22 protein-coding genes are annotated in these 23,068 nt (G+C 56.7%); all 22 read left to right on the top strand.

Going from position 1 to position 23,068, the window contains the following annotated elements; genetic code table 11:
- Positions 1 to 6 precede the first annotated feature (6 nt).
- The 22 genes from Mal15_RS10625 to Mal15_RS10520 all read left to right on the top strand — a co-directional run bounded on the left by Mal15_RS10625 (position 7) and on the right by Mal15_RS10520 (position 23,054).
- Positions 7 to 549: an ssDNA-binding protein gene (locus tag Mal15_RS10625; protein ID WP_147867738.1), complete on the top strand. Its 543-nt coding sequence runs from the start codon at positions 7 to 9 to the stop codon at positions 547 to 549.
- A 94-nt stretch (positions 550 to 643) separates the two neighbouring features.
- Complete coding sequence (locus Mal15_RS10620) at positions 644 to 2,767, top strand: DNA polymerase (protein WP_147867737.1); 2,124 nt, start codon at positions 644 to 646, stop codon at positions 2,765 to 2,767.
- Positions 2,768 to 2,996: 229 nt separating this feature from the next.
- On the top strand, positions 2,997 to 4,118 hold the full coding sequence (locus Mal15_RS10615) for a site-specific DNA-methyltransferase (protein ID WP_147867736.1): 1,122 nt from the start codon (positions 2,997 to 2,999) through the stop codon (positions 4,116 to 4,118).
- Positions 4,115 to 4,393, top strand: a complete 279-nt coding sequence (locus tag Mal15_RS10610; protein WP_147867735.1) for a PDDEXK family nuclease — start codon at positions 4,115 to 4,117, stop codon at positions 4,391 to 4,393. The genes Mal15_RS10615 and Mal15_RS10610 overlap by 4 nt, the downstream gene beginning before the upstream one ends.
- Positions 4,390 to 5,787, top strand: coding sequence for a DEAD/DEAH box helicase (locus Mal15_RS10605; RefSeq protein WP_147867734.1), 1,398 nt, complete (start codon positions 4,390 to 4,392; stop codon positions 5,785 to 5,787). Before Mal15_RS10610 ends, Mal15_RS10605 begins: the two co-directional genes overlap by 4 nt.
- The gene (locus Mal15_RS10600) at positions 5,750 to 7,717 is read left to right on the top strand and encodes an AAA family ATPase (RefSeq protein WP_147867733.1); all 1,968 of its coding nucleotides are present in this window, start codon (positions 5,750 to 5,752) and stop codon (positions 7,715 to 7,717) included. Before Mal15_RS10605 ends, Mal15_RS10600 begins: the two co-directional genes overlap by 38 nt.
- A gap of 231 nt (positions 7,718 to 7,948) precedes the next feature.
- Positions 7,949 to 8,221, top strand: a complete 273-nt coding sequence (locus Mal15_RS10595) for a hypothetical protein (RefSeq protein ID WP_147867732.1) — start codon at positions 7,949 to 7,951, stop codon at positions 8,219 to 8,221.
- A 30-nt stretch (positions 8,222 to 8,251) separates the two neighbouring features.
- Entirely contained in the window at positions 8,252 to 8,596 is a 345-nt protein-coding gene (locus Mal15_RS10590) for a hypothetical protein (RefSeq protein WP_147867731.1), read from the top strand.
- Positions 8,597 to 8,609: 13 nt separating this feature from the next.
- Complete coding sequence (locus Mal15_RS10585; RefSeq protein WP_147867730.1) at positions 8,610 to 9,353, top strand: hypothetical protein; 744 nt, start codon at positions 8,610 to 8,612, stop codon at positions 9,351 to 9,353.
- 1 nt (position 9,354) lies between these two features.
- Entirely contained in the window at positions 9,355 to 10,296 is a 942-nt protein-coding gene (locus Mal15_RS10580) for a hypothetical protein (protein WP_147867729.1), read from the top strand.
- An 88-nt stretch (positions 10,297 to 10,384) separates the two neighbouring features.
- Positions 10,385 to 10,981, top strand: coding sequence for an SAM-dependent methyltransferase (locus tag Mal15_RS10575; protein WP_167546723.1), 597 nt, complete (start codon positions 10,385 to 10,387; stop codon positions 10,979 to 10,981).
- A 77-nt stretch (positions 10,982 to 11,058) separates the two neighbouring features.
- On the top strand, positions 11,059 to 11,358 hold the full coding sequence (locus Mal15_RS10570; RefSeq protein WP_147867727.1) for a hypothetical protein: 300 nt from the start codon (positions 11,059 to 11,061) through the stop codon (positions 11,356 to 11,358).
- Positions 11,355 to 13,697, top strand: coding sequence for a G8 domain-containing protein (locus tag Mal15_RS10565; RefSeq protein ID WP_167546722.1), 2,343 nt, complete (start codon positions 11,355 to 11,357; stop codon positions 13,695 to 13,697). Before Mal15_RS10570 ends, Mal15_RS10565 begins: the two co-directional genes overlap by 4 nt.
- Positions 13,697 to 14,140 carry a hypothetical protein gene (locus Mal15_RS10560; protein WP_147867725.1) on the top strand — a complete coding sequence of 148 codons (444 nt, stop codon included), beginning with the start codon at positions 13,697 to 13,699 and terminating at the stop codon, positions 14,138 to 14,140. The genes Mal15_RS10565 and Mal15_RS10560 overlap by 1 nt, the downstream gene beginning before the upstream one ends.
- A gap of 92 nt (positions 14,141 to 14,232) precedes the next feature.
- Entirely contained in the window at positions 14,233 to 15,453 is a 1,221-nt protein-coding gene (locus Mal15_RS10555) for a hypothetical protein (RefSeq protein ID WP_147867724.1), read from the top strand.
- A gap of 4 nt (positions 15,454 to 15,457) precedes the next feature.
- A complete protein-coding gene (locus tag Mal15_RS10550; RefSeq protein ID WP_147867723.1) occupies positions 15,458 to 15,865 on the top strand; it encodes a hypothetical protein in 408 nt (135 codons plus the stop codon).
- A 15-nt stretch (positions 15,866 to 15,880) separates the two neighbouring features.
- Positions 15,881 to 16,558, top strand: coding sequence for a hypothetical protein (locus tag Mal15_RS10545; protein ID WP_147867722.1), 678 nt, complete (start codon positions 15,881 to 15,883; stop codon positions 16,556 to 16,558).
- A 20-nt stretch (positions 16,559 to 16,578) separates the two neighbouring features.
- Complete coding sequence (locus Mal15_RS10540) at positions 16,579 to 17,097, top strand: hypothetical protein (RefSeq protein ID WP_147867721.1); 519 nt, start codon at positions 16,579 to 16,581, stop codon at positions 17,095 to 17,097.
- Positions 17,087 to 19,078 carry a terminase gpA endonuclease subunit gene (locus tag Mal15_RS10535; protein ID WP_147867720.1) on the top strand — a complete coding sequence of 664 codons (1,992 nt, stop codon included), beginning with the start codon at positions 17,087 to 17,089 and terminating at the stop codon, positions 19,076 to 19,078. The genes Mal15_RS10540 and Mal15_RS10535 overlap by 11 nt, the downstream gene beginning before the upstream one ends.
- Positions 19,079 to 19,563: 485 nt before the next feature.
- The gene (locus Mal15_RS10530; protein ID WP_147867719.1) at positions 19,564 to 21,339 is read left to right on the top strand and encodes a phage portal protein; all 1,776 of its coding nucleotides are present in this window, start codon (positions 19,564 to 19,566) and stop codon (positions 21,337 to 21,339) included.
- The gene (locus tag Mal15_RS10525) at positions 21,336 to 22,589 is read left to right on the top strand and encodes a hypothetical protein (RefSeq protein WP_147867718.1); all 1,254 of its coding nucleotides are present in this window, start codon (positions 21,336 to 21,338) and stop codon (positions 22,587 to 22,589) included. The genes Mal15_RS10530 and Mal15_RS10525 overlap by 4 nt, the downstream gene beginning before the upstream one ends.
- Before the next feature lie 57 nt (positions 22,590 to 22,646).
- Positions 22,647 to 23,054, top strand: a complete 408-nt coding sequence (locus tag Mal15_RS10520; RefSeq protein WP_147867717.1) for a hypothetical protein — start codon at positions 22,647 to 22,649, stop codon at positions 23,052 to 23,054.
- Positions 23,055 to 23,068: the final 14 nt, after the last annotated feature.

Below are 23,068 nucleotides of genomic sequence, written 5' to 3'. Positions count from 1 at the left end.
ACTGAAATGCAGTGTGTTGTTAAAGGCCGATTCATTGGCGGCGCGATTTACAAACCCAAAGATACCCAAAGCGGAATGAAATACTCCGCCTGCGTGGTGTTGGAACCGGGTGAGGAGGACAAGATCCGTGAGGTCCGTGCCGAAGCGATGGCTGATGAGTTTGGTTCGAAAACCCCAAAAGGGATGAAGGACTGGACGCTTCGCAAAGGCGATGACGAAGAGTTCGAGCACAGCTACGAAAAGCTGTTTATCAACCCCAAAGCAGGTGAGGAGAAGAAGCCCGCCCTCTTGCGCCGCGTTCAGGGCAAGTTGGAGCCGACCGAGGACATCTACCCCGGTTGCTATGTCCACGTCAGCGTGAACGCATTTGCGTACAGCGGTGATTCAAAGAAGGGCATCGACCCAGGCGTCACGCTGGGGCTTCGCGGCTTGATGTTCTGGAAAGATGGCGAACCGCTGGGCGGTGGATTCCGCGAAAGCGAATTCGAGGGTTTTGAATCCGAAGTGGACGCCGACGCCTTTGGGGAAGAGGCGGAATCTCTTTTGTAAGAAAGTTCTAGGAGTCACCTGCCCTTTTTTGGTCAGTAGTGGTGAGTCTGGCAGGCTGCTGCCTCTTTCTACCCCGCCTTGAGCACACGGACGAATGATCACAATCGATTTTGAAACCCGCTCAAGGGCAGACATTCGTAAGAGTGGGGCGAGCGTTTACGCACGAGACGAGTCCACCTTGGTGCTCTGTTTGGCCTACTCGCTTGGCGGTGAACCGTTTCTATGGAAGCCAGGAAATGTTTTGCCCCAAGGATTGTTCAAGTTGATCCGAGACGGGCAATTGATCGAGGCCCACAACGTCGGCTTTGAACGCCTGATTTGGCGTCATGTTTGTCACGAGCGAATGGGCTGGCCTGATGTTCCATTTGCTCAATGGCGTTGCTCTCTCGCTGCTTGCTGCCGGTTAACGCTGCCGCGTGCTTTGGACGCTGCCGGTAGTGCCCTGGGTTTACCCGTGCAAAAAGATGAGGGTGGCAAACGCATCATGATGCGTTTGTGCAAACCCAAAAAGCCTAGCAAGAAAGACCCAAGTGAATGGGATAACGATCCAGAGAAGTTGCAGCGTCTTTACCTTTACTGCAAACAAGACGTGCGTAGTGAAATGGCCATCAGTGCGGCGATCCCGCCATTGACGCCCTCCGAGCTCAAGGTTTGGCAACTCGACCAGCGAATCAACCTCCGGGGCTTAGCCATTGACAGACCCGCGATCGAGAACGCCTTGGCCATTGTCGATCAAACATACAAGCGTTGCTGTGATGCACTGAGCGAAATCACCAAAGGCAAAGTCAGCACGCCGAAACAAGTCCAGGCGATGCGCGATTTCATCGAATCCGCAGCTGACGAGCCCATCCCGAACTTGGCGAAAGAAACGGTATCCGAATGGCTCGATCGGGAAGAACTACCCAAAGTCGTGCGTGAAGTGTTGCTGATTCGTCAAGAGGCGTCAAAGGCATCCACGGCGAAGCTTAAAGCGATGCTGGAGCGATGTGATACCGACGGGCGAGTACGCGGCAACCTGGTTTACCATGGAGCCTCTACAGGCAGATGGGCAGGCAGCGGGATTCAAATCCAGAACTACCCGCGCGGTGTGTTGTCCTCGTCAGAAATCGAAATCATCCACCGGTTCTTACCAGCCCAGGATGAAAGCCTGCTAGATTTGCTGCTAGCCCCTCCGATCGATTGCATCAGCAGCTCGCTGCGGTCAATGGTAGTCTCAGAACCAGGTCACCGTCTAATGGTCTGTGACTTCGCATCGATCGAAGCACGGGTGCTGGCCTGGGTCGCAGGTCAAACGGATCTACTCACGCAATTCGCTGAGGGCGCAGACGTTTACGTTTCGATGGCTTCGAAGATCTATGAGGTCGAAGAATCCGAAGTCATCAAGACACAAAGGCACGTGGGCAAAACCGCTATCCTCGGTCTGGGATATGGCATGGGGCACCGGTCGTTCCGGTCGGCCTGTAAACTGATGGCGGGCGTTCTGATCGATAACAAGTTCGCGCGCCAAGTTGTGAAAACTTACCGCGAATCTAACTCGGCAATCAAAGACTTTTGGGCATCGATCGGTACCGCGTGCGTCCGCGCCGTGGAAACACACCAGCCGCACCGGGTGGGACGCCTGGAGATCACGGCCAATGCGAAATGGATGCAAATCAGATTGCCCAGTGGTCGCCAGTTGCATTACTGCAAGCCTCATCTGGTGGATGTGGTGGCTCCATGGAGCGAAGGGTACTTCGGTGCCATCATCGCCCCCGAAGAGGCGACTGAGCAACTCGAAGACATGGGCATTGATTTGGGCGAACGGCAGACGGATCGATGGATTGAATGCAGTGTTCCTAAGGGCGGCAGGACGCTACTACAAAAGGCGAACATTCGATCTGAACTGCAACCGAAAGAACCCCAGTACATCAAGCAGATTCAGTTCTGGGCAGTCAATTCAAAGACCCGCAAATGGTCCAAAGAACGGACCTATGGGGGCAAGTTGACGGAGAACGTGGTCCAGGCAATCGCCCGTGACTTTCTTTGCGAGGCGATGCTGCGGGTCGAGCGTGAACGCTACCCGATCGTCGCCACGGTACATGACGAAATCATCTGCGAAGTGCCCGATCAATTCGGCGATTTGAGAACGTTCGAACGCATTATGAAACAAATCCCGGTATGGGGCCGGGGGTGTCCCATCGAAGTCGAAGGTTTTGAAGCAAAGAGGTACCGAAAATGACCGGTTTGACCGCTAGACAGTGGACCAAAGTGGCGAACGAAGTGTGCGAGTACGACGGCGCGATAAAGGTGGCGGAATCAGGAGACGCCGAGCACCTATTCCCTAAGGATGAGCACGTACCAGGGGTGGGGGGGCTTCGAAGGCGAATCAGGGAAAGACCTGAACTGATTGTTGAAGCGTGCCGCGTGGCTCGACGTAGAAAGATTGGCGTTTTTAAGGAGCAATAACTATGAAATGGGAAGTTTTGCAAGGCGATTGCAACCAGTTGGCTGAATCGCTAGACGACGAATCTATTGATTGTGTGGTTACCAGTCCGCCGTATTTCAACCAGAGAGTTTACAGCGAGTTTTTCGATGGCAATGAAATCGGAAACGAAAAGACTCTTGGTCAATACGTTGACGCACTGGTGGCACTGTTTGGCCGTCTGCGACCAAAGTTGAAACCGACCGCAACGGTCTACCTGAACCTCGGGGACAAATACAAAAACAAGCAGTTGCTTGGCGTCCCCTGGAAAGTCGCGTTCGCACTCAGTTCTTACGGATGGGTTTTGCGAAATGACATCATTTGGCATAAACCAAACCCGATGCCCTCGAGCGCGAAAGATCGATTCACGCCCTCGCACGAATATGTGTTCTTTTTTGGCAAAAGTAAGAACTACTATTTTGAACAAGTGTTGGAACCTATAACGTATGACTTCCGCAACAAACGCGACGTGTGGAGTATCAAACCAGCCACAGCAAACGGCGTCCACACTGCGGTCTTTCCCGAGGAGCTGGTAGAGCCTTGCATCGAGTCCGGTTGCCCGATCGGCGGGACGGTGCTGGACCCGTTTTCAGGCCTTGGCACAACCGGAAAAGTGGCCAAGCGTTTGGGGCGTTCTTACATCGGATTCGAGCTAAATCCAGAATTCGCCGAGACCTCACGTCATTGGATCGCCGGTGCGGATCTGCCGAAGTTGGACCCGACTAAATCACACGCAACGATGCAACGGGCCAAGGTCGCTCTCGGTGACGACGCGTCCGAGGAAGATTTGCATGATCTGATTCACCTCGTCTGCGATGTGATGCGTGAATACCAGGACGACGCGGAGACGTTCAATCAGTTGATCACGAATCTGTTGGGGTTCGGAGTTTCGTTGAATGAAATCCGCAGGGCCGAAGACCCAGATGGCGTTTGCGGGTTTGATGAAATCGTCGACGTGGTTCTACGTGATCCTGGCACGTATGGGCGGATCGGATCATGCGAGCAATCGATTTTTGAAACTCTACGCGAAGGCAAACGCCCCGTTCCCACGCTCAAGGATGAATGGGTTTGGGATCTTGCCATGGATCGCATGGTTCAGTTGCTATGACACTTGAAGCGGACATTGAATCAGCCTTTGTCGCTTACGCCGATCGCAAAGGCTGCCTGGCTTTGAAACTACGCATCGACGGGGCCAACGGATTCCCCGATCGCACGGTGATAACGCCCAGGGGCATTTTCTTTGCAGAGTTCAAAAAGCCAGGTGGCAAGCTCCGGCCGGCTCAAAAACGCATCGCAGAGGAATTGAGAAGGCTTGGTTTCCAAGTCATCACACCGACGGAAATAGGGCAAGCAGAAAAGGCATTGGATGAGTTTTTGCAGTGAAGTTTTTTAGCCCTCACGAATATCAACACCACGCCCTGGCTTGGCTTATCCGACGCACCATCGTCGAAGGTCAATCAGGCGGGGCATTATTCCTCGACCCTGGACTTGGAAAAACCGCTACAACGCTTTGTTGGCTGCGTCTTTTGAAATCGCTCGGCCTATCGCGCAAGACTCTGGTGGTCGCTCCGCTGCGAGTGGTCTACAGCGTTTGGGGCCAAGAGTGCAAAAAATGGTCTCAGTTCGCTGGGATGACGTGCTCGATCGTGCACGGGTCTAGTACGCATCGCATGAAAGCCCTGTCAGTTGATGCCGATTTGTACCTGATCAATCCAGAAGGCATCCCTTGGTTGCAAACCTACTATGCCAAGCGACCTTTGCCATTTGGCACCCTGGTTGTGGATGAATCGAGCAAGTTCAAAAACTGGTCTGCGTTGCGTACTAAAGCCCTCCGCAAGATGCTTGGCGGATTCCGGTACCGATTGATTTTGACCGGGACGCCATCACCAAACGGGATCGCCGATTTGTTTTCCCAGGTGTTCATTCTCGACCAAGGGGAAGCCTTGGGAACAGGTGTGACCAAGTTCCGTAACCGGTATTTTTATCGGGGTGGATTTGGAGGCTACAAGTGGATTCTGAATGAGGGCAGTCAAAAGCGGATCGAACAGAAAATTGATCATTTGTGCTTGCGACTTTCGGCTGAAGACCATTTGGACCTACCTGAAATGCTGATCAATGACGTTTGGATTGATCTGCCGACCAAGGCGCTCAAGGAGTATCGCCGTCTCGAACGCGAAATGTTTCTGGAGCTGGACGCGGGTGATGACCTTGTTCTTTCCAATGCCGGGGCCAAATACAACGCCTGCCGTCAAATGGCCGGAGGCGGGATCTACGACGAAGACAAGAAGGCGACTCCGTTGCACTCCGCCAAAATGGATGCGGTGGTTGATCTGGTTGATGAACTGCAAGGAAAACCGGCGTTGGTCGCATACAGTTACACGCACGAACTGGAGCGACTGCGGAAGGTATTCCCTTCGTGCAAAGCCATCTATGGAGCGACAAAAGGAAAGGAAGCTGATGCGTTAATTGAGCAATGGAACAAGGGCGAGCTGCATTTGCTCGCAGTCCAACCGAAGTCTCTCAGTCACGGGATCAACATGCAAGCGGGGCCTGGCCGCGACATCATTTGGTTTGGCCTGACGGATAACCTCGAAGACTACCAGCAACTCAACGCGCGAATCCACCGGCAAGGGGTTGATGGCAACGTCCGAATCCACCGCATCCTTGCGCGAGAAACCATAGACGAAGCAATTGCGGAAAGAATCGAATCAAAAGACCAGGCACAATCAGCCCTACTCGATGCACTCAACAAATACAGGGGCCGGTATGGAGCCTAAGCCCGACACAATCGGCGTCCGACTGGACAAGATCCCCGAAGCGATCCGAGTCCTCGATCGGTGGATACTTTGGAGCCTCGAATGGAAGAGGCGAGGCGACGGGTCAGAGAAGTGGACCAAGATCCCAAAGCAGCCCAGTGGCCGTTGGGCCGCGGTCAATTCACCCGAAACATGGTGCTCATTCGATGAGGCCACGCAGGCGATGGAAAGTGGGAAGTTTTCAGGCCTTGGCCTCGTCCTACCCCCTGGGATCGTCGGCGTCGATCTGGATGACTGCTACAGCGGTGAGGGGTTCAGCGAACAGGCCAAGATGATTCTTGCCATGATGCCGACCTACGCCGAAATCAGCCCCAGCGGAAGCGGCGTTAAACTCCTGGCCGCCGGGGCGCTGAGTGCCGAGATGCGAAAGATCTCACACGGCAGGGGCGTGGAGCTTTACGACGGGGCGTCCACGGGTCGATTCTTCTGCATTACAGGCCATGCGCTCGAGAAGGAGAGGCATCACCAAATCACGTCTCAACGGGACAGCCTGCACGCCGTTCAGGCGATGATCAGTGAACCCAAGAAGCTACAGGAAAAGTACGACCGAGACCCGGCCAAGATCTCCAAGGCAATCGAGTACCTGGAGCATTTGGACGAAAGCCGGTGCGAGGAATACTCCGATTGGCTGAGTGTCGGGATGGCTTTGCATTGGTGCGATCCCTCGGAGGAAATGTTCCGGCACTGGTGCCGCTGGAGCCAACAGAGCGCCAAATTCGATGAAGACGACGCTTTGCAGACGTGGGAATCCTTCCGTCGCGAAGAAGGGGAGCGGGTCATCACAATCGGATGGCTCGAGCGCGCCGCGAAAGATGACGGGTTTGATCCAGACCGCTTTCGAACCGGGATGCAGTCAGGTACGAGCTTACTGGCCAAGAAAATCACCCGAGATTTCCTGGTTGAGGATTTCATGGTCCGCGGGGAGCCAATGATCATTGGCGGTGCGGCCAAGGCGCTAAAAACAACCGTGGCATTAGAGTTGGCGGTATCGATCGCCACAGGAACGCCGTTCCTGGGGACGTACAACGTACCGAAACGGGAACGAGTGCTATTCATCAGCGGGGAGTCGGGAGAGTCGACATTGCAGGAGAATCTGCGTCTAATCGCCGAATCCAAAGGGCTATCGGGGGCTGATTTGGCGGATTTCCAAATCAGTTTCAAACTGCCAAAGCTGGACGATGCAACGATTGTGGAGGATCTGATAGAGGAGCTGCGTGAGTCTGAAGTGGACATCGTTTTCGTGGACCCACTTTACAGGTCGTTGCGGGTCGGGGATTCCGCCAGCAATGTTTACTCCATGGGCGAGCAGCTGGAGTTGATCGCCGAACAGATTCACCGGGCCGGAATTACGGTGGTGCTGTTGCACCACTTCAAAAAACAGGGCAAGAGCTTCGCGGACCCACCGGAGTTGGAAGATTTAAGCCAATCGGGCGTTGCCGAGTTCGGCCGGCAGTTTCTTCTGATCAAACGCCGCGAGGCGTATCAAATGGATGGCAACCACACGCTCTGGTTCCACTGGGGCGGATCTGCCGGGCACCAAGGGATGAAGATGCTCGAAGCCTGCACGGGAACGCGCGCCACGGGTCTGACGTGGGCCACGACACTGCGGAGCCCCCAGGAGTGGAAAGCAGTCCGCGAGGAGCTACAGGCCGCTGAAAAGGACCAGGAGAGTGAAGATTTGAAAGACCGGGTCTACGCATTCATCGGTCAGCATCAAGGATGTACCAAAGCCGAAGTCGAACAAGGCATCGCAGGACGAGGAAAGCAAATCCGTGACGTAATTGCAGCCCTTATCAACGAGGACGAAGTGGTGGTTAAAAAGGGCGCCCACAATAAACATCTACTTTTCCAGATCGTCCCGGACGAACTGGACGAACTGGACGAACTATGAAACACAGATCCCTGAAACACCCAATTCCAGTTCGTCCCGTTCAGTTCGTCCCTATAGATAAATACAACGGGACGAACTGGAAAACTGAGCTACCAGATAGAACGTCCCAGTTCGTCCCAGTTCGTCCCGACAATTTGTCATTCGACCCTCGAAGGGCCACGGTAGGAGGGAGTCCGCTGCGCTCCCTCCTACCTACCGGGAGCCCGAAGAGAAAGGGTCAAGGCGGCCGCCATGCTTGAACTCCACCGCGTCGATCTCCGCATCGTTGAAGCCGCTGGAGGGTTCCGCCGCGGCGCGACAGTTCAGCAGATTCAAACTGCTATGGCGGACCCGGTGTCGATCGATTCGATCAAGAGGCATCTGCCCGGCCTGGTCCGCCTCGGCGCGCTGCGGGGCGCCAAAGACTTCCGTGACGAGCAGATGGTGACGGTCTGGATTTCCATCCCCGCCGAACGGGAGAGGGAGCGGACCCAACTTTTTTCCGCAAACTCACAGAATGCGTGAGAGAGCGATGAAATGCGTAGGGGGTTTGCCATGATTGCGGGTGCACGCTCCCGGGGTTGGCGATCGTTGGGTGCGATCACCGCCCGCGGGGGCATCTATTCTCGCACCACGATCAATCGGATGACTCGAACCGGCGAATCGACCAGTGAAGTGATTGCAGCGATCGTGATCGCGATTGTGTTCTTCACTGTGTCGCTGCTCCTGGAGCCGTTGGCCAATTCTTACCGTGCCCGCGATTCTCGCGGACGGGAATATCGCATCCACGCCGACGATGTGCCGTGGTATCGCAAAGAGCAGATCCGCAGCGGCGAGCGAGAGTACGCGGTAGACCGATGGGGCGCGCCGGAAAAAGAAGCCAATTATTGGGGCAATTGAAAAGAGGGAAATCATGAAACGAGTGATTTGTGGATTGTTGATCGTCACCACGATGCTGACTGCTGTCGGGTTCTCCGACGGCCCGCTTCGTCGGTTGTTCTTCGGAAACCGCACGGCTTCGCGTGAAGTGACGCGAAAGGTGTGCACCGGGCCGGACTGCCCGCTGGTTCAGACCAAGATGTGCCCTGGGCCGGACTGCCCACAGGTGCAGACTTATGCGGTCACGCAGTCCCACTCATCACGACTTGCCAACGGTTCGGTTGTCACGGGCGGCTACGTTTTCCCGACCGAAGTCACCGGGACACAGCGTCCGGTCAAAGTTCTTACGGTAAGCGATCCCCCGGCGTTCACGCCGATCGTTGCCAAGACGGAACCGTATCGAACACCACCGCCGGCCGACCGAGATTTGACTTTCACGTCGATGTCGGATCACTTCATCGAGACAGAAGCAACGGACGGTTTCCGACGATCGGTGATCAAAGCGGCTCGCGCCGCGGCGAAATCGGGAACGATCACGCGCCGTGATGCACTTCGAATCCGAGTCGCGATGTTTTCGCCGGCATTTCGCGAGCAGGCGCAAGACCTTTGCGTCGTGCAGATGGCGTTTTCCGGCGAAGCTGCTGCCGATGAATTGCCGCGAAAAGCAAACGGCGAAATTGACCAAGCGGCAATCGATTGGGATCAATTCGCATCCTTCCTGGAGCGAATCATCCCGATCATTCTCGATCTGCTGATTGCCTTCGGCGCGGGGGCATAGCATGAGCAGCGAACATGACCTGGGCGAATTGTCCGCCGAAGAACTCGCCAGCCATTCAACGACACCGTTTGGTCCATCGTCCGATTCGATCTGCCGTGTGACCAACGGCAACGTTTGCGGTTCCGGCTGCATCGTCGGCCAACGTGGCGGCAAGTCGTTGATTCTGACCAATGCTCACGTCGCCGGCACCCGGATCGGCAAGCTGGAGTCTTGCTACTTTCCGAAGCTGCAGAAAAGCTATCAGGTCCGCGTCATCATGGCCGGGTACTCCGACCGCGTGATGATGGACTGGGCGATCTTGGAAGCGGAGGAAGTCATTCCGCTGCCGATCGTGAAGCTGGTCAAAGAGACGCCGCAGGGCGACCACTACACCGGCGGCTATCCACGTTGCCGCGGACCATACTACCAGCGTCTCGAAACCCGAGGTTTCACCTACAACGGCACCGTTTGGAAGTGGCAACCGAACGCGATCGGCGGCCAATCTGGATCGAGCGTCCATTCGTTCCGGGACAACCTTTGCTATGGGTTGCTGACCTGGTCATGGGGCGGCGACGGTGCCGGCCAGACGGTTCGATCGATCTGGTTCCAATATGCCAATCGTTCGGTCATCGGTTTTCCGAAGCCACCGGATCTGATCGAGCTGGCCGACAACCGGCCGCCGGCGGATGAGTTGGAGGAGGGGTTCTTTCAGCAATCCAACATCACGACGTTGCCGATTTGGGCACACCTGGATGAGCCCGATGATCCGGCAGACCCGGATGACCCCGATGAGCCCGGTGTGCCGAATGACGAAGCAGTCAAGTCGATCGGCGAATACCTGGAAGCAACCAGCAAGGATCGCGACAAGCTGATTGAGGATTATCGACGGTTCAAGGGGACGGTCGATAACCCGGCGGATGATGAGGACAACACGCAATCCGATGGACCTTTGTTTGGGCTGTAATATGATTCGATTCGCACTCATCGTACTGCTCGCATGGTCAACGGCGAGCGCCGGCTGGCCGTGGTATCGGACGTCCGACGGGTTCGTGATGTCCGGTCGCAAATACACGTTGGGTGTGGACGATTATTGCTGCGGTCGCGCGTCGTGCCGGATGCAACGTGAGCTTTGGGCCGCGTTCGAAAAGGCACGAACGTCCCCGCCGACGATTCTGGATGCGATGGATCCGCTGCAGAAGGTCCGGCATTCCTTCGCCCCGAGTCCGACGACGGCGGTGGATGCACTCTGGCAGATCATCCGGCCGCAGTCGGGTCAGATCATCCTGGATCCTGGATGCGGTGATGCACGCATCCTGGTTGACGCCGCGCGTCGGTTCGGTGCGTATGGCATGGGAATCGAGATCAATCCGCAAACCGCGGCCCTTGCACGATCCGCGGTGCAGTCGGCCGGCGTGCGGTCCCTGGTGTCGATCACCGAGGGGGACAGCCGGCGGTATCGCTTTTACAAAGCGGACTACGTCGTGATGTACCTCTACGACGATTTGATTCGGGAACTGTTGCCGAAACTGAAGTCGTTGCGGCGGGGAACTGTGGTCGTTTCATACCTGCATCCGCTTCCGGCGGAACTGCCCGGACAACAGCGGATCACGGTTGGTGAGCATGTTTTCTTTGTGTGGATTCATCCATAGGAAGGACGCAGACTTAGTCGAACACTTCACACGAACAGCCGGCGACTATCGGCGGAGACGAGGCAGTGAGTAAGGACATGCTGGGCGACGGGCAACTATCAGAACTCGGACAACACGGCATCGTAGCGATGATGGCTGGTGTGATCGGATATCTGTTCCGTCTCTTGCAGACTCACGAAACGCGTGAACGCAATCAACTGATCAAACAGCACAGCAAGGAAATTGAAACGCTCCGATCAGACATGACCGTCCAAAAAGAAGAAACCCGAAAGTGCAATGAGCACCGCGAGAAACTTCAGCAGGAAGTGAACCAATGCAACGTCCAGATTGCGTTGCTTGGCGGATCTGCTCAATCAAATCCAAGCGAACACGAATGAAAACGCTACTCATCTGGCTGGCCCTTTCAGGCGTCGCGTCAGCTCACATCACCGTCACTGATTCGGAAATCATCACCCACCACGGCGAGCACGTCCCACGCTTCGCCTCCAACCCAGACTGCGTCGCGGTTCAATCCGGTCGATGGAGTGATCCGGAAACCTGGGGATCAACTCCAGTGCCCGATTGCGACAACGAAGAAACGGCACGGGCCATCGAGGCCGGCATCGATCCCCTGGTCGCTCACGAAGGCCACGACGTTTACATCCCCGAGGGTTTCGTCGTCACGTATGACCTGCGGTCGACCGTCAAACTCGGCTCGATCGAGATCGCGGGGACCCTTCGCAATGACGCGGACAACAAGACGCTCCTCCACTGCGACAACCTGGTCATCCTGCCGACGGGGACGTTACAGCAAGGGGCACCCGGTCAACCTGCCGTGATGAAGGTCGTTATCAACGACAAACCGATCGACCTGGCCGTCGATCCCGGCCAGTGGGGACAGGGCGTTTTGAACTTCGGCGGCCAGTGGGTGATCTATGGCAAACCCAAAACCGCGGCCGTCTGGTCCGTCGGCGGCATCGATCCCGGTCAAATGACGCTGCATCTAATGTCGCCCCCCGAGGGTTGGGAGGTCGGCGACGAGCTCTATTTGCCGGACACCGAACACTGGGGCCAAGAAAAGAGCGTCGCCAACGGGCCGCGATACGGATCACCGCCGGCACCGATCCCACGCTGGTACGCCGACCGTGCCGAGACCGGTTCGGATTGGTTGCTTGGGTATCGAAAAGGGTCGATCCGATGGGAGAAAAACCCGGTCTATCGGCTCGGCGAATCCGTCACGGTTGCCGCGATCGATGGAAACGTCGTCACGCTCGAAACTCCGATCGTCAACCGCCACCCCGCCGCGATCGATCCCGACGGCGTGCTGCGGATGCCGCCGATCGTTTTGAACAAAACCCGCTCGGTCGAAATCACCAGCGAAAACCCCAACGGAACCCGTGGGCACACGTTGAACAACGGCGCCGCGATCGTCGACCACAACTTCGCATCGTTCCCGGCGATGGGTCGGACCGAGATGGCCTGGCCCATCAACGTCAGCTACGCCGACGTCTTCGACATCGGTATCGAAGGGACGAACATCAAAGCGCGCTACAACTGGCACCTGCACCACGTCAGCGGCCGCGGTCCCAACTTCGACGGGTTCATCGGCCGGTGCCGCGGCTGTGTGACTTGGGACGGGCCGAAATGGACCCATGTCGTCCACGGGACCAGCCATTTTTTGATCGAAGACTGCATCAGCGGCGATTCACTGGACGCGGCGTTTACGACCGAGGACGGCAACGAGACCGAAAACGTCTACCACAACTGCCACGCCGCGGGAATGTGTCGCCGCGGGTACTGGGCCGCGGGGCACGCCAATTCGTGGATCAACTGCGCCGCCCACGGGACCTCGACCGGTTGGTGGATCGGCAAAGCGGGCTACCGCAAAATGATGGCCCACGACATCCACGGCGACATGCAGCCGTTCGACTATCCGACACATTCCTGGATTGAATTCCGGGGCTGCTACGTCATGGGCGTCGGCGAAGCGCTCGGCGTCTCCGACCGTGTCGGGGACTGGACGGACGGGCTCCGGATCCGGCCCGACACTCGGCGGAACATTATCCACGATTTCGGCTGCTACCACTCGCAACGCTGCGTCGGCAACTACGGCGAAACGTCCATCGAAATCGACGGGCTGGTTCACATCGCAGCGCTGGAGCCGCTGGAAAGCCGCTATGGTCCGTCCAAGTGGTGCATCACCAGCAACGGATCGACGACCGTCGAAGTCATCGTCCGAAACGGCTACATTGCAAACTGCGACCTTGCGATCCGGCTGCGATCGCGCGGCAATGCGGAGCTGAACCATTTTGAAAACCTGACGCTGGTCAACAACCAAACCGCCGTCCACCGGATGACCTGGACGCGTGACGGTTTCAGCGGACGCGGGATCGTCCACCGATTCGTCGATTGTGATTTCATCGACAACGACATCAACATCGACTGCGACTTCGGCTACGGCAACAAATCGACGTTCCACCTGTTCGCGCCGGACCGAATGTTTCTCGAAACCGACGGTCAAGTCTCCCAAGTGTTCTTTGAACCGCAGCGACCGGGCTGGGTGATCGGCGATCAAAACAACCGCGACGCGGCAGGGGTTTTGCATGACGCCGACGGACTGACCACTCGGCAAGCCGCCGACCAGCTGGGCGTCGCAGTCCTGGGCGACATCGCCCCGGCCGAAACTCGCGTCGACAAATTCCAAAACTGTTTCGTCTGCCCGGTGGAGAAAAACTGATGGCATTTCGTGCAAGCAACGTCATCCCAAGCGAAGCGTACACGCTTGTTAAGCGTGCGGCGGTGCAGCTGAAGCTGTCACTCCAGGGATTCAACGCTCAGTTGGCCGCAGAGGGTGCCGACTACCCTTTTCTTCTAACGATCTACTTGACGCTGGATCGTGCGGAAAACCAGTTCATCACCCTCAAAGACACGCCGGGCCTGTCGACGTTTGCGAAGGAGCAAGAGAGCGATTTACTCTACAGCGTCACGGCAGAGTTTGCGTCGATGCTTTCGTCGATCACCGCGGCGAAAAACTGGATGGACAGCAACGTCCCGACAAACGTCACCATCAAAAGCCCTGCTCAGTGGAGCGAGGGCACGATGATTTTGAGCACGTTTACCGCTGGGCAAACAGCAGGTCTTCGAACAGCACTCTCCGCGGTGATCTCAGCGATTGAATGACTTTCGTACAAGCATGGACGACTGATAGCGGTGCGAGTGCCGGGACCACCGGGACCGTAACCGTATCAGGAGCCACAGCAAACAATTTGCTAGTGGCTGTTGTCGCATGCCGGTTTGGCGAGGAGCCATTTACAACGCCGTCGGGGTGGACACTTCTTGAATCAGGGGACGGATCAGACGGGGCCGGGGCAACCTATTATCGTGTTGCATCGGGCACGAGTGCCGACAACTTTTCGCCGTCGTGGACGAACACCGCACGCTACAAACTGATCGTTTGCGAATACTCGGGGCTTGATTCGACGCCAGTGATGGAGGACAGCGGACAGACGCTGAACATGTCGTCCGATGTCGACACGATCGGGACCGGTTCTGCAACACCAGCGACCGCCGACGGCAAGGCGATCGCGTTTTTCGCCTGTGCGTGGGACTTCTTGAGCCCGACCATCGACGGCGGATTCACGGTTAATCAGAACCTTGCCTCCGATCAGTCGTTTCGGCCTGGTGCAGCGATCGCGAGCGTGGATTACTCGTCCACGTCACCCATTAGCGCCACATGGACGAAGCTGTCCGGATCCGGTGGCCCGGCGTTTGGGGCGATAGCGGTTTTTAAGGATGCGGGCGGCGGTGGTGGCATCACTGGCACGTCAGCGATCACGCTCGACGACGTCACGACGACGTCCACGGGTGGACTGGCGATCGATGCGTCTGCCACGGTCACGATCGATGACATTACGACCGCGTCAGCTGGTGAACTGGCAATCGTCGCAACAGCGTCGGCAACCCTGGACGACATCACGACTACGGGCACCGGCGTCTCTTCCAACTCCGGTTCTGCAGCAATTGTGCTGGATGACGTCACAGCGTCATCGGCGGGCTCACTATTAATTTCTGGCATCGCAGCGGCGACACTCGACGACGTAACGAGCGATTCCGATGGGACAAGCCAATCGACCGGCACGGCAGCGGCAACACTCGACGACGTGACTTCTAGCGCTGCGGGCGAACTCGCAATTGCAGGATCGTCTGCGTCGACCCTGGACGACATTACGAGCGACTCGGCCGGAAAGGTGTCGATCACGGGGGCATCGGCGACAACGATCGACGACATTACGACCGACGCAGTTGGGGCTTCCGCAAATACAGGATCGGCATCGGTTTCGATTGATGATCTAACAACGACCGCTGCCGGAGCGTTGCAAATCCGAGGATCTTCTGCGTTTTCACTCGACGATTTCACGGTGGATGCTCTGGGCGGCGAAACACCCCCGGTACATCCGGCGTATTACTACTACACCATGCTCTTGGGAGCCTAGAAACATGGCAATCAAACTTTCTGAAGCCGTCCGCAATGCAATGCTCGATGCGATTGAAACCGCAATTGGCGCATCTGCGATTCTAAAAATTCGAACGGGAGCAGCCCCGGCCAATGCAGCGGCGGCGGACTCGGGCACCGTGGTCGCAACGCTCAACCTACCGTCTGATTATCTTGCGGCGGCGTCTGGTGGCTCAAAAGCCAAGAGCGGCACCTGGGATGATTCGTCAGCAGATGCCGACGGGACCGCCGCGCACTATCGGCTGTATGCCAACGACGGCACGACGTGCCACCTGCAGGGAACTGTCGGAGGGACCGGAAGCGGCGCAGACATGGAAGTCGATAACACCAGTTTTGTCACCGGCCAATCCTTCACGATCACGTCGTTTTCGATTGGCGCTGGAAACGCATAACCAAGCTGTAGAGCCATGCTCAAGAACACCGCCGGTCAATTCTGGAGAGTCTTCGCATTCGTCACGGCTACCGGTGCACCGATGGAGGATGACCAAGACAACATCACCGCGACAATCAAGCTCGATTCGGGATCGCCGGCGGCGACGAATGACGTCAACCCGACGCAAGCGGTTGGCAAGGGCGGCTACTACGATTTTGCTTTGACGCAGGCGGAGACGAATGCCAATCAGGTGTGGATCACGCCGGTGTCGGCAACGTCTGGCGTGACGGTTATCGGTGTGCCTGGGGAGTACTCGCCATCGGTCAACGTCGCCCCTGTCGCACCGTACACGTCGCGCACGAGCAAAGTAACGCTGACCAAGCTGTCGGACTACAAGACCGGCACGCCGGTTGGCCCGCTGCAGATCCCGATCACCGCCATCAATGTTGCGGTCAATGACGTGGTTGCGTTCGGTGCGGAACTGTGCGATGAGAACGGTGTGACCGATCGGATCTACATCGAGGGCGTGGTGGTTTCCAGCGGCGGTTCGTTTTACGCCCAGTTCGAGATTGAAGGGTCGACAGACCTGGACGTGACGCCGTCACCGTTTTGGCATTGGGGGCTGGAACACACAAACGACGATGGCGACGTGTCCGCGATCGTTGGAGACAAGGAATTGATCGTGCTGCCCGACCGGGTGGTGAGTGCTTAGTGATTGGCTGCGACTGATGGATGAGCGACGACGTACAACCTGTATTTGCCGAGACGATCGCCGAGGCGGCCAAGTCGCTGGGGGTCCATGAACGCACGCTGAAAAGCTGGCTGGCCGAGGGGGCGCCGCCGAAGACCGACGACGGGTACAACGTCGATGCAATCCTGCAGTGGCGGGCGGCAAATCGGAAGACTTCGGATTTGTCGCTGGAGGATCCGGACGAATTCAAGCTCCGCATGGCCCTGGCGAAGCTGAAAGAGCAAGAGGGCAAGGCCGACAAGGTCACCGAAGAGGCGGCCATCGCGGCCTACAAAAAGCACCTGCTGGCCGAGGGGCTGATTCACGCGTCGTCGGCCAATAACACATTCGCCAACGCACTCAAGAACATTCGCAACCGCTTGCAGAGGATCCCCGTTGAATTGGCCGCAGGATACGCACCGGAAATCCAAAGGCAGCTGGAGCGTGATCTTGCTCAGCGGATTGATATCGCTCTGCGCGCTCTTCGCATCGAACTCGAAAGCGGGATCGATGATGATTGAAATCGCTCCCTACGTGCCCGATTCCCGCACGCTCGATTGCATCCTGCCGATCGAACCGATCAACACGTGGGAGTGGATGAAGGAGAACAGCTACACCAAGAAGGGTGTGCCGTTCAACTATTTCGACTACCCATGGGTCAAGGGCATCGCGGAGGCGTGGGACAATCCCGATGTGAAGCGGATCTTCTTCATGGCCGGTAGCCGGCTCGGGAAGACCGAAGACGGTTTGTCGTTCATGCACGCCGCTCAGGACCACAATCCCGACGTCGGGATGATCATCGGGCCCGACCAAAAGATCGTGGAGGAAACGATTGGTGACCGGTTTTGGCCGATGTTGGAGAAATCGCCGAAGACCCGTGGTTTGTGCCCGCATCCATCCAGGCGGGCGAAGCAAAAGGTCAAGACAGCAACGTTCACAATCTACGGCGCGTGGTCGGGATCGCCGGCGACGTTGGGCGACAAGGATCCGCGATACTTGGCCCTGTTCGAGATCGACAAGTACACCAAGGACAAGTCGGAAGAGTCCGACCCGTTCAACTTGGCAATGGCGCGCGGTGCGGAAATCCCCGACCGCAAACTTTACGCGGAATCGACGCCGACGATCGAGGGGCGATCGCGGATCGCGAAGTACGTCGCACTGGGGACCAATCGGAGATTCCACGTCCCCTGCCCGCATTGCGGTCACCACCAAGAATTGGTTTGGAACGAGGGGACGGACCGCTCGGCCGGCGGGTTGTGGTGGGATCGCGACGAGAACGGGAACGCCAATCCTAACGTCGCCGCATCGACCGCGGTCTACATCTGCATCGAATGTGGTGACGAGATCAAGGAGGAGCAACGCCGGGCGATCATTAGCCGCGGGGTTTGGTGTGCAGAGGGTCAATATGTCGACGACGATGGCAAACTGGTCGGCCGCCCGGTCAACGATGGGTCCGATGAATCATTCCAGATTTCACGACTCTACGGCCCGACATTCAGTTTCAGCGAATGCGCGAAAGCCTACGCCGAATCCCGCGGGACCCCGGAGGGAGAGCAATCATTCGAGAACGATTGGCGGGGCATGCCTTGGGTGCCGTTGGTCGTCCAGATGCAAGCCGAGGACCTGGCCAAGAAACTCTGTGTCGGGGATTGGGACGTTGGAACGGTGCCGAAGCCGTGTGTGTTCGTCACGACGGCCGTCGACGTCCAGTTGGACCACTTCGTGCTCGGGACCTTTGGATGGGACCGTCAGGCGACCGGCTATCTGATTCGACACGACACGGTCCCCAGTTGGAACGATGTCGAGGCATGGCTGAAAACACCCTGGCCGCACGAAGACGGGCACCCGATTTTCAGCCTGATCAATCTGGTCGACTCGAAAGACGGCAACCGGCAAGAAGAGGTCTTTTCGTTTTGCATGTCGGTGAACAATCCTCGCAGTCCTTGGACCTGGCCGCTGGAAGGTGCTCGGTACGGCCACATGGGCGTCAAGATGTTCAACAAACGTGAACTGGAGAACAAGTTCGGCAGCAACGGCAACAAGAAGAAACGCAAGAACGAAATCGCTGGCCTGCATTGCATCCAGGTCAACACGATGATGACCCAAAACTGGCTGGACAATGCGATGGTCCGCCGGATGCCGGGCGACCCGATGTCGATCATCCTTCCGCGCCAGATCATTGGTGACACTGATTTGTTCGACCAGCTGCTCAATGAACGGTACGACCCGCGCGAGGGCAAGCACGTCCGGATTGACGAATCGACGATCCCCGTCGACTTCCGTGACGTGTTCCGATATTCGCGGACTGCGGCCGAGGTGTTCACGAACGGACGGTGGGAGCGTCTTCCGAAAGATCGCCCGGTGAGCTCAGGATTGAATGTTGGTGCTGCAAGTCAGCAGTTTCAGACACCTCGAGTCATCAATGCTGATTTAGACGACGCGGTTACGAAGCCAGGGTTCATTCGCAAGCCAAAGAACCCATTTTTGAGGGGTCGCCGATGAACGCCAACATCTGCCCAAGCTGCGGAATTGGAACTCTCCGAGTGGAAACGACGAGAATCAACGAGCAATCGGAGACTCGTACGCGATGGCGGAAATGTTGCTATTGCGGGTATCGGCCTGATCACAAGCAGATTGTTCCGCTGTCAGCTGCGCCGCCGCGAATCGCGATGAAGCGAGTCTGGAAGCGTCGCAGGTAGATGCAAGTCCTAAATATAGGACTTACGCGGTTGAATGAGATATTGAGTCGGTAATGCTTTTTGCATGGCGCAAACTCGACTCGCACGACTGACAAGCCTCCGCGACTTCATTGAACAACAACTCGATGATGGCAAGGACTACATCGAGCTCGAGGTTCGTGGCAGGCGTGTCGCTCGGAAAGATGCAATTGATCGTCTTGAGTATCTCAACTCACAGATCAAGGAACTTCAACGGGTTGCAAATGCCCGCCTTGGTCCAGCAACCAATCGCGCGAGGTTGCATCGATCATGATTCCGTTATTGATGTGGGGAAAGAAACGGCGGAAGCGTCCGCCGGCTGAAAAGAAACGCTGGTCAGAGCGACTTGGTGCGACAATTGATACACTCGCAGCCGACTTAGCGCCGGCATGGGGCAACAAGAGGCAGTCATGCCGTCATCGTCGCCGGATGATGGAAAAGCAGATCTCATTGCTGGACAAAATGGGATCCCATTGGCCGGGTGTCACTGAAAGTAGCTTGCGTGACAATCGCTACATCGGCTCGCAAGTCAGCCCAGATGGTGCGATCGAAGATGATCTCGAGGAACTCCGAGAGCGATGCGTTGAACTCTACCGCGGGAATACGGTTGCTCATTCAGCGGTCGAGGGTCGTGTCGCCAATGAAGTTGGAACCGGAATCACTTGCCAGCCGCGAGTCCGCGAAAGCGAGTCCATCAGCAAAGAACGCGCTGCCGCGATCAACGACAAGCTCAAAGAGGTTTGCAAGCGTTGGAGCGATCACGGAGTTGATAAGCGTCGTCGACTGTCGCTTCCGGCGATTCAGCGACTGATCTGCAGAACCTACGCGATTTACGGCGAAGCGTTCCTGATCCTCGGTCAGGCATCGTTCCGCGGCAGTATCGGACTGACGATCGATGTGATTAGTCCGGAGCGGGTGGAAACACCGCCCGAATTCATGACTGATCCGCAGGTTCGGATGGGGATTCGTTACAGCGAAAACGATGACATCATCGGTTATTACGTGCGTTATACGCACCCACACGAAGATGGCGTTCGCTATAGCACCGATTACGAGTTCGTCAAGCGATTTGATGAAACCGGCCATGCAAGGATGATCCACATCTTCGACCCGATGTTCCCCGAGCAATCACGCGGTATTCCGTGGATGGCTACGGCGATGAATCGGCTGAAAGACTTGGACGACTTCTTCGAGGCAGAACTGATCGCCAAGCAAATCGAGGCAGCGTTCGGGCTGATCTTTAAGCATGGCGAACGCGGCGGGGATCCGTATGACTATGCGCTCGGTGCGACATCAAATCGCCCGACTAGCAATGAGATGAAAGAGCAGGATGTTCATCCTGGGTTCATTCACCACACCTACGATGATTCAGATGTTGTAACCGTCGATCCTCAACGCCCAGGATCAACGTTTGTTCCGTTTGTGAGTTCATCACAGCGGACAATTTCCGGTGCGTTGGCGTATCCCTACGAACTGTTGGCGAAGGATTACAAGGGCGTGACGTTCTCGAGCGGCCGTCTGTCGATGCTCGACGGCTGGATGTCGTTCTCGATGCGACAGTCGGTGATCATCGAACAAGGGCTTCAGCCGGTTTACAGACGCGTCGTCAACGATGCTGTGTTCATTGGCGAAATGGACGGGTTGATCGACATCGTCGAATACCTTGAGCAACCGCACATTTTTGAACGCCACAAGTGGACTGGTCAGGGCAAAGGGTTCATCGATCCCGACAAGGAAGTTCGGGCGCATGTTCGTGCCAACGAGGGAGGGATCGAAACGAAGTCGACGATCTACGGCGAGAAGGGAGAAGACTGGGAAGACGCCGAAGAACAGCTCGATGCCGAAGAACGCAAGAAGACCGAACTCCGAATGGATCGTGAAGTCTGGGAAAACGAAGAACGTGAAAAACGTGGTCTTCCACCATTGAAGCGAACCTATACCGAGAACATCGGCGGCGCGAGCAAGGAATCGACGGATCTGGACGCCGAAACTGACGCAGAAACAGAACCGGCTGATGCCGAAGAACCAGCAGGTGCGGGAGCATGAAGTTCGAAATAACTAAATCGCCGCATATGTTCCGTGCCGGCACCGTCGCCAGCGACAAGCAGGTGGGCGTTGACCGCAAGTCAAACGTCATCCGCGGCTATGCCGTCGCCGAAGAGGGGCGAACAAAGACACCTGGACGCGGGGAGTTCGATCTCGAGTCGCTCGAGACACTGAAGAAACTTGGTAATGCAGATCCCCGAGGCGTTCGCATCCGCTTTCAGCATCCGTCGATGAGTGATGACGGACTGGGGAAATTTATGGGACGCGCCAAGAACTTCCGGATCGACAAACGCGAGGGGCGTCACATCCTGCGTGCAGACGCTCATATCGACAAAACAGCAATGGAACCTGGTCCGGATGGATCCAAGGCACGCGGAGCGTATTTGATGGATTTGGCAGAGTCCGATCCAGGTGCGTTTCAGTCAAGCGTCGTCATCACCACCGATAAGCTCGAGCGTGAACCAGACGAGGATGGCAATCGACGGCCGCCGCTTTTCCGTCCGACAAAGTTCTGGGCAACCGACTTTGTCGACGAAGGCGATGCCGTTCACGGCGACATCTTCTCGAGCGAAGAATCACTCGATGAATTCTTCGAAGGTTCCGCGCGACGTCTGCCGAGCAAAATCGCTTTGGCTGCGTCGCAGTATTTGGACCAAATCTTTCCTGATTCGGATCGCGAGGTCGTTGAATCTCGATTCAACGCGTTTCGCGATCGCTACCTTTTGCGGCGGTATGGTTCCGCCGAGTTCTCCATTGAACCCGAGGATCCTGGCATGGACCAAGAAACCAAAGACGCGTTGAACAAGACGAACGAGGCTCTCGAAAGTCTTGCAAAGTCGACCACCGAAAAGCTCTCCGAATTGACGGAATTGATTTCCCAGGACCGCGCCGAGCGAAAAGCCGAGCTCTCCGCAAGTGAGCGGGCATCAGAAATCACTGGCATTTGCGAAATGTCAGGATGCGTCGAGAAAGGCGAAGCGGCCAAGTGGATTGCTGACGACAAGATGTCAGCCGGTGACGTTCGAAAGATCTTGTTCGGTCGGATGTGCGAGAAGAATAAGCCTGTCGGAGACGACAAGAGCGACAAGTTCTCGACCAAAAAGGCAGCGAGAGACGAGAACGAAAAATTCCGTCAGGAGTACGCCGAGCACCAGTCGATCCACGAGCAACTCGGTGTGTCGATTGATCGCTACATCGCCGAACGGCGAGAAGAGGAAGGGCTGCCGGTCCAAGAGTCGGCCGCAGCGTAACCGACTCTCTGATACGCGTTCATCACAAATCAATCGCACTCAATTCAGGTAACAGACGTGGCAACCACAACCAGTAAGAAAATCGAGCGGGCCGACAGCAACAAGGGGTTCATCCCGGTAGCGGCCACGATCAAGCTCCCTCAAGCGTCGTTGGTTTTCCGTGACGCGAACGGATACGGGACCAACGTCATTAACTCGGGGGCAAACCCGTTCGTCGGCGTTGCTGAGACGGAGGCAGACAACACCAACGGCGCAAATGGCGACATCAACGCTGAGTTGTTTCAGGAAGGCAAGTTCCCCGTGATCATGGCCGGATTGACTCAGGCGGACGTCGGCAAGAAAGCCTACGCAACCGACAACGACACCGCTTCGTTGACGTCAACGAGTCGCACCTACATCGGAACGATCGCCGAAGTGGTTTCCGCCACGAAAGCGTTCGTGCAAATCGACATTCAACTTCCGTAATCGTGCGGGTCTGT

The sequence above is a fragment of the Stieleria maiorica genome, assembly GCF_008035925.1.
Taxonomy (GTDB): Bacteria; Planctomycetota; Planctomycetia; order Pirellulales; family Pirellulaceae; genus Stieleria; species Stieleria maiorica.
Note: the sequence above shows the minus strand (reverse complement) of the source record. Positions and strands in the feature narration are given on the sequence as shown.

Coding starts and splice junctions, on each gene's coding strand:
- Mal15_RS10535 (WP_147867720.1), top strand. CDS start 17,087: ATGATGATTGAAATCGCTCCCTACGTGCCCGATTCCCGCACGCTCGAT.
- Mal15_RS10530 (WP_147867719.1), top strand. CDS start 19,564: ATGATTCCGTTATTGATGTGGGGAAAGAAACGGCGGAAGCGTCCGCCG.
- Mal15_RS10570 (WP_147867727.1), top strand. CDS start 11,059: ATGCTGGGCGACGGGCAACTATCAGAACTCGGACAACACGGCATCGTA.
- Mal15_RS10595 (WP_147867732.1), top strand. CDS start 7,949: ATGCTTGAACTCCACCGCGTCGATCTCCGCATCGTTGAAGCCGCTGGA.
- Mal15_RS10600 (WP_147867733.1), top strand. CDS start 5,750: ATGCACTCAACAAATACAGGGGCCGGTATGGAGCCTAAGCCCGACACA.
- Mal15_RS10540 (WP_147867721.1), top strand. CDS start 16,579: ATGAGCGACGACGTACAACCTGTATTTGCCGAGACGATCGCCGAGGCG.
- Mal15_RS10550 (WP_147867723.1), top strand. CDS start 15,458: ATGGCAATCAAACTTTCTGAAGCCGTCCGCAATGCAATGCTCGATGCG.
- Mal15_RS10620 (WP_147867737.1), top strand. CDS start 644: ATGATCACAATCGATTTTGAAACCCGCTCAAGGGCAGACATTCGTAAG.
- Mal15_RS10585 (WP_147867730.1), top strand. CDS start 8,610: ATGAAACGAGTGATTTGTGGATTGTTGATCGTCACCACGATGCTGACT.
- Mal15_RS10560 (WP_147867725.1), top strand. CDS start 13,697: ATGGCATTTCGTGCAAGCAACGTCATCCCAAGCGAAGCGTACACGCTT.
- Mal15_RS10580 (WP_147867729.1), top strand. CDS start 9,355: ATGAGCAGCGAACATGACCTGGGCGAATTGTCCGCCGAAGAACTCGCC.
- Mal15_RS10575 (WP_167546723.1), top strand. CDS start 10,385: ATGTCCGGTCGCAAATACACGTTGGGTGTGGACGATTATTGCTGCGGT.
- Mal15_RS10525 (WP_147867718.1), top strand. CDS start 21,336: ATGAAGTTCGAAATAACTAAATCGCCGCATATGTTCCGTGCCGGCACC.
- Mal15_RS10545 (WP_147867722.1), top strand. CDS start 15,881: ATGCTCAAGAACACCGCCGGTCAATTCTGGAGAGTCTTCGCATTCGTC.
- Mal15_RS10565 (WP_167546722.1), top strand. CDS start 11,355: ATGAAAACGCTACTCATCTGGCTGGCCCTTTCAGGCGTCGCGTCAGCT.
- Mal15_RS10615 (WP_147867736.1), top strand. CDS start 2,997: ATGAAATGGGAAGTTTTGCAAGGCGATTGCAACCAGTTGGCTGAATCG.
- Mal15_RS10625 (WP_147867738.1), top strand. CDS start 7: ATGCAGTGTGTTGTTAAAGGCCGATTCATTGGCGGCGCGATTTACAAA.
- Mal15_RS10590 (WP_147867731.1), top strand. CDS start 8,252: ATGATTGCGGGTGCACGCTCCCGGGGTTGGCGATCGTTGGGTGCGATC.
- Mal15_RS10610 (WP_147867735.1), top strand. CDS start 4,115: ATGACACTTGAAGCGGACATTGAATCAGCCTTTGTCGCTTACGCCGAT.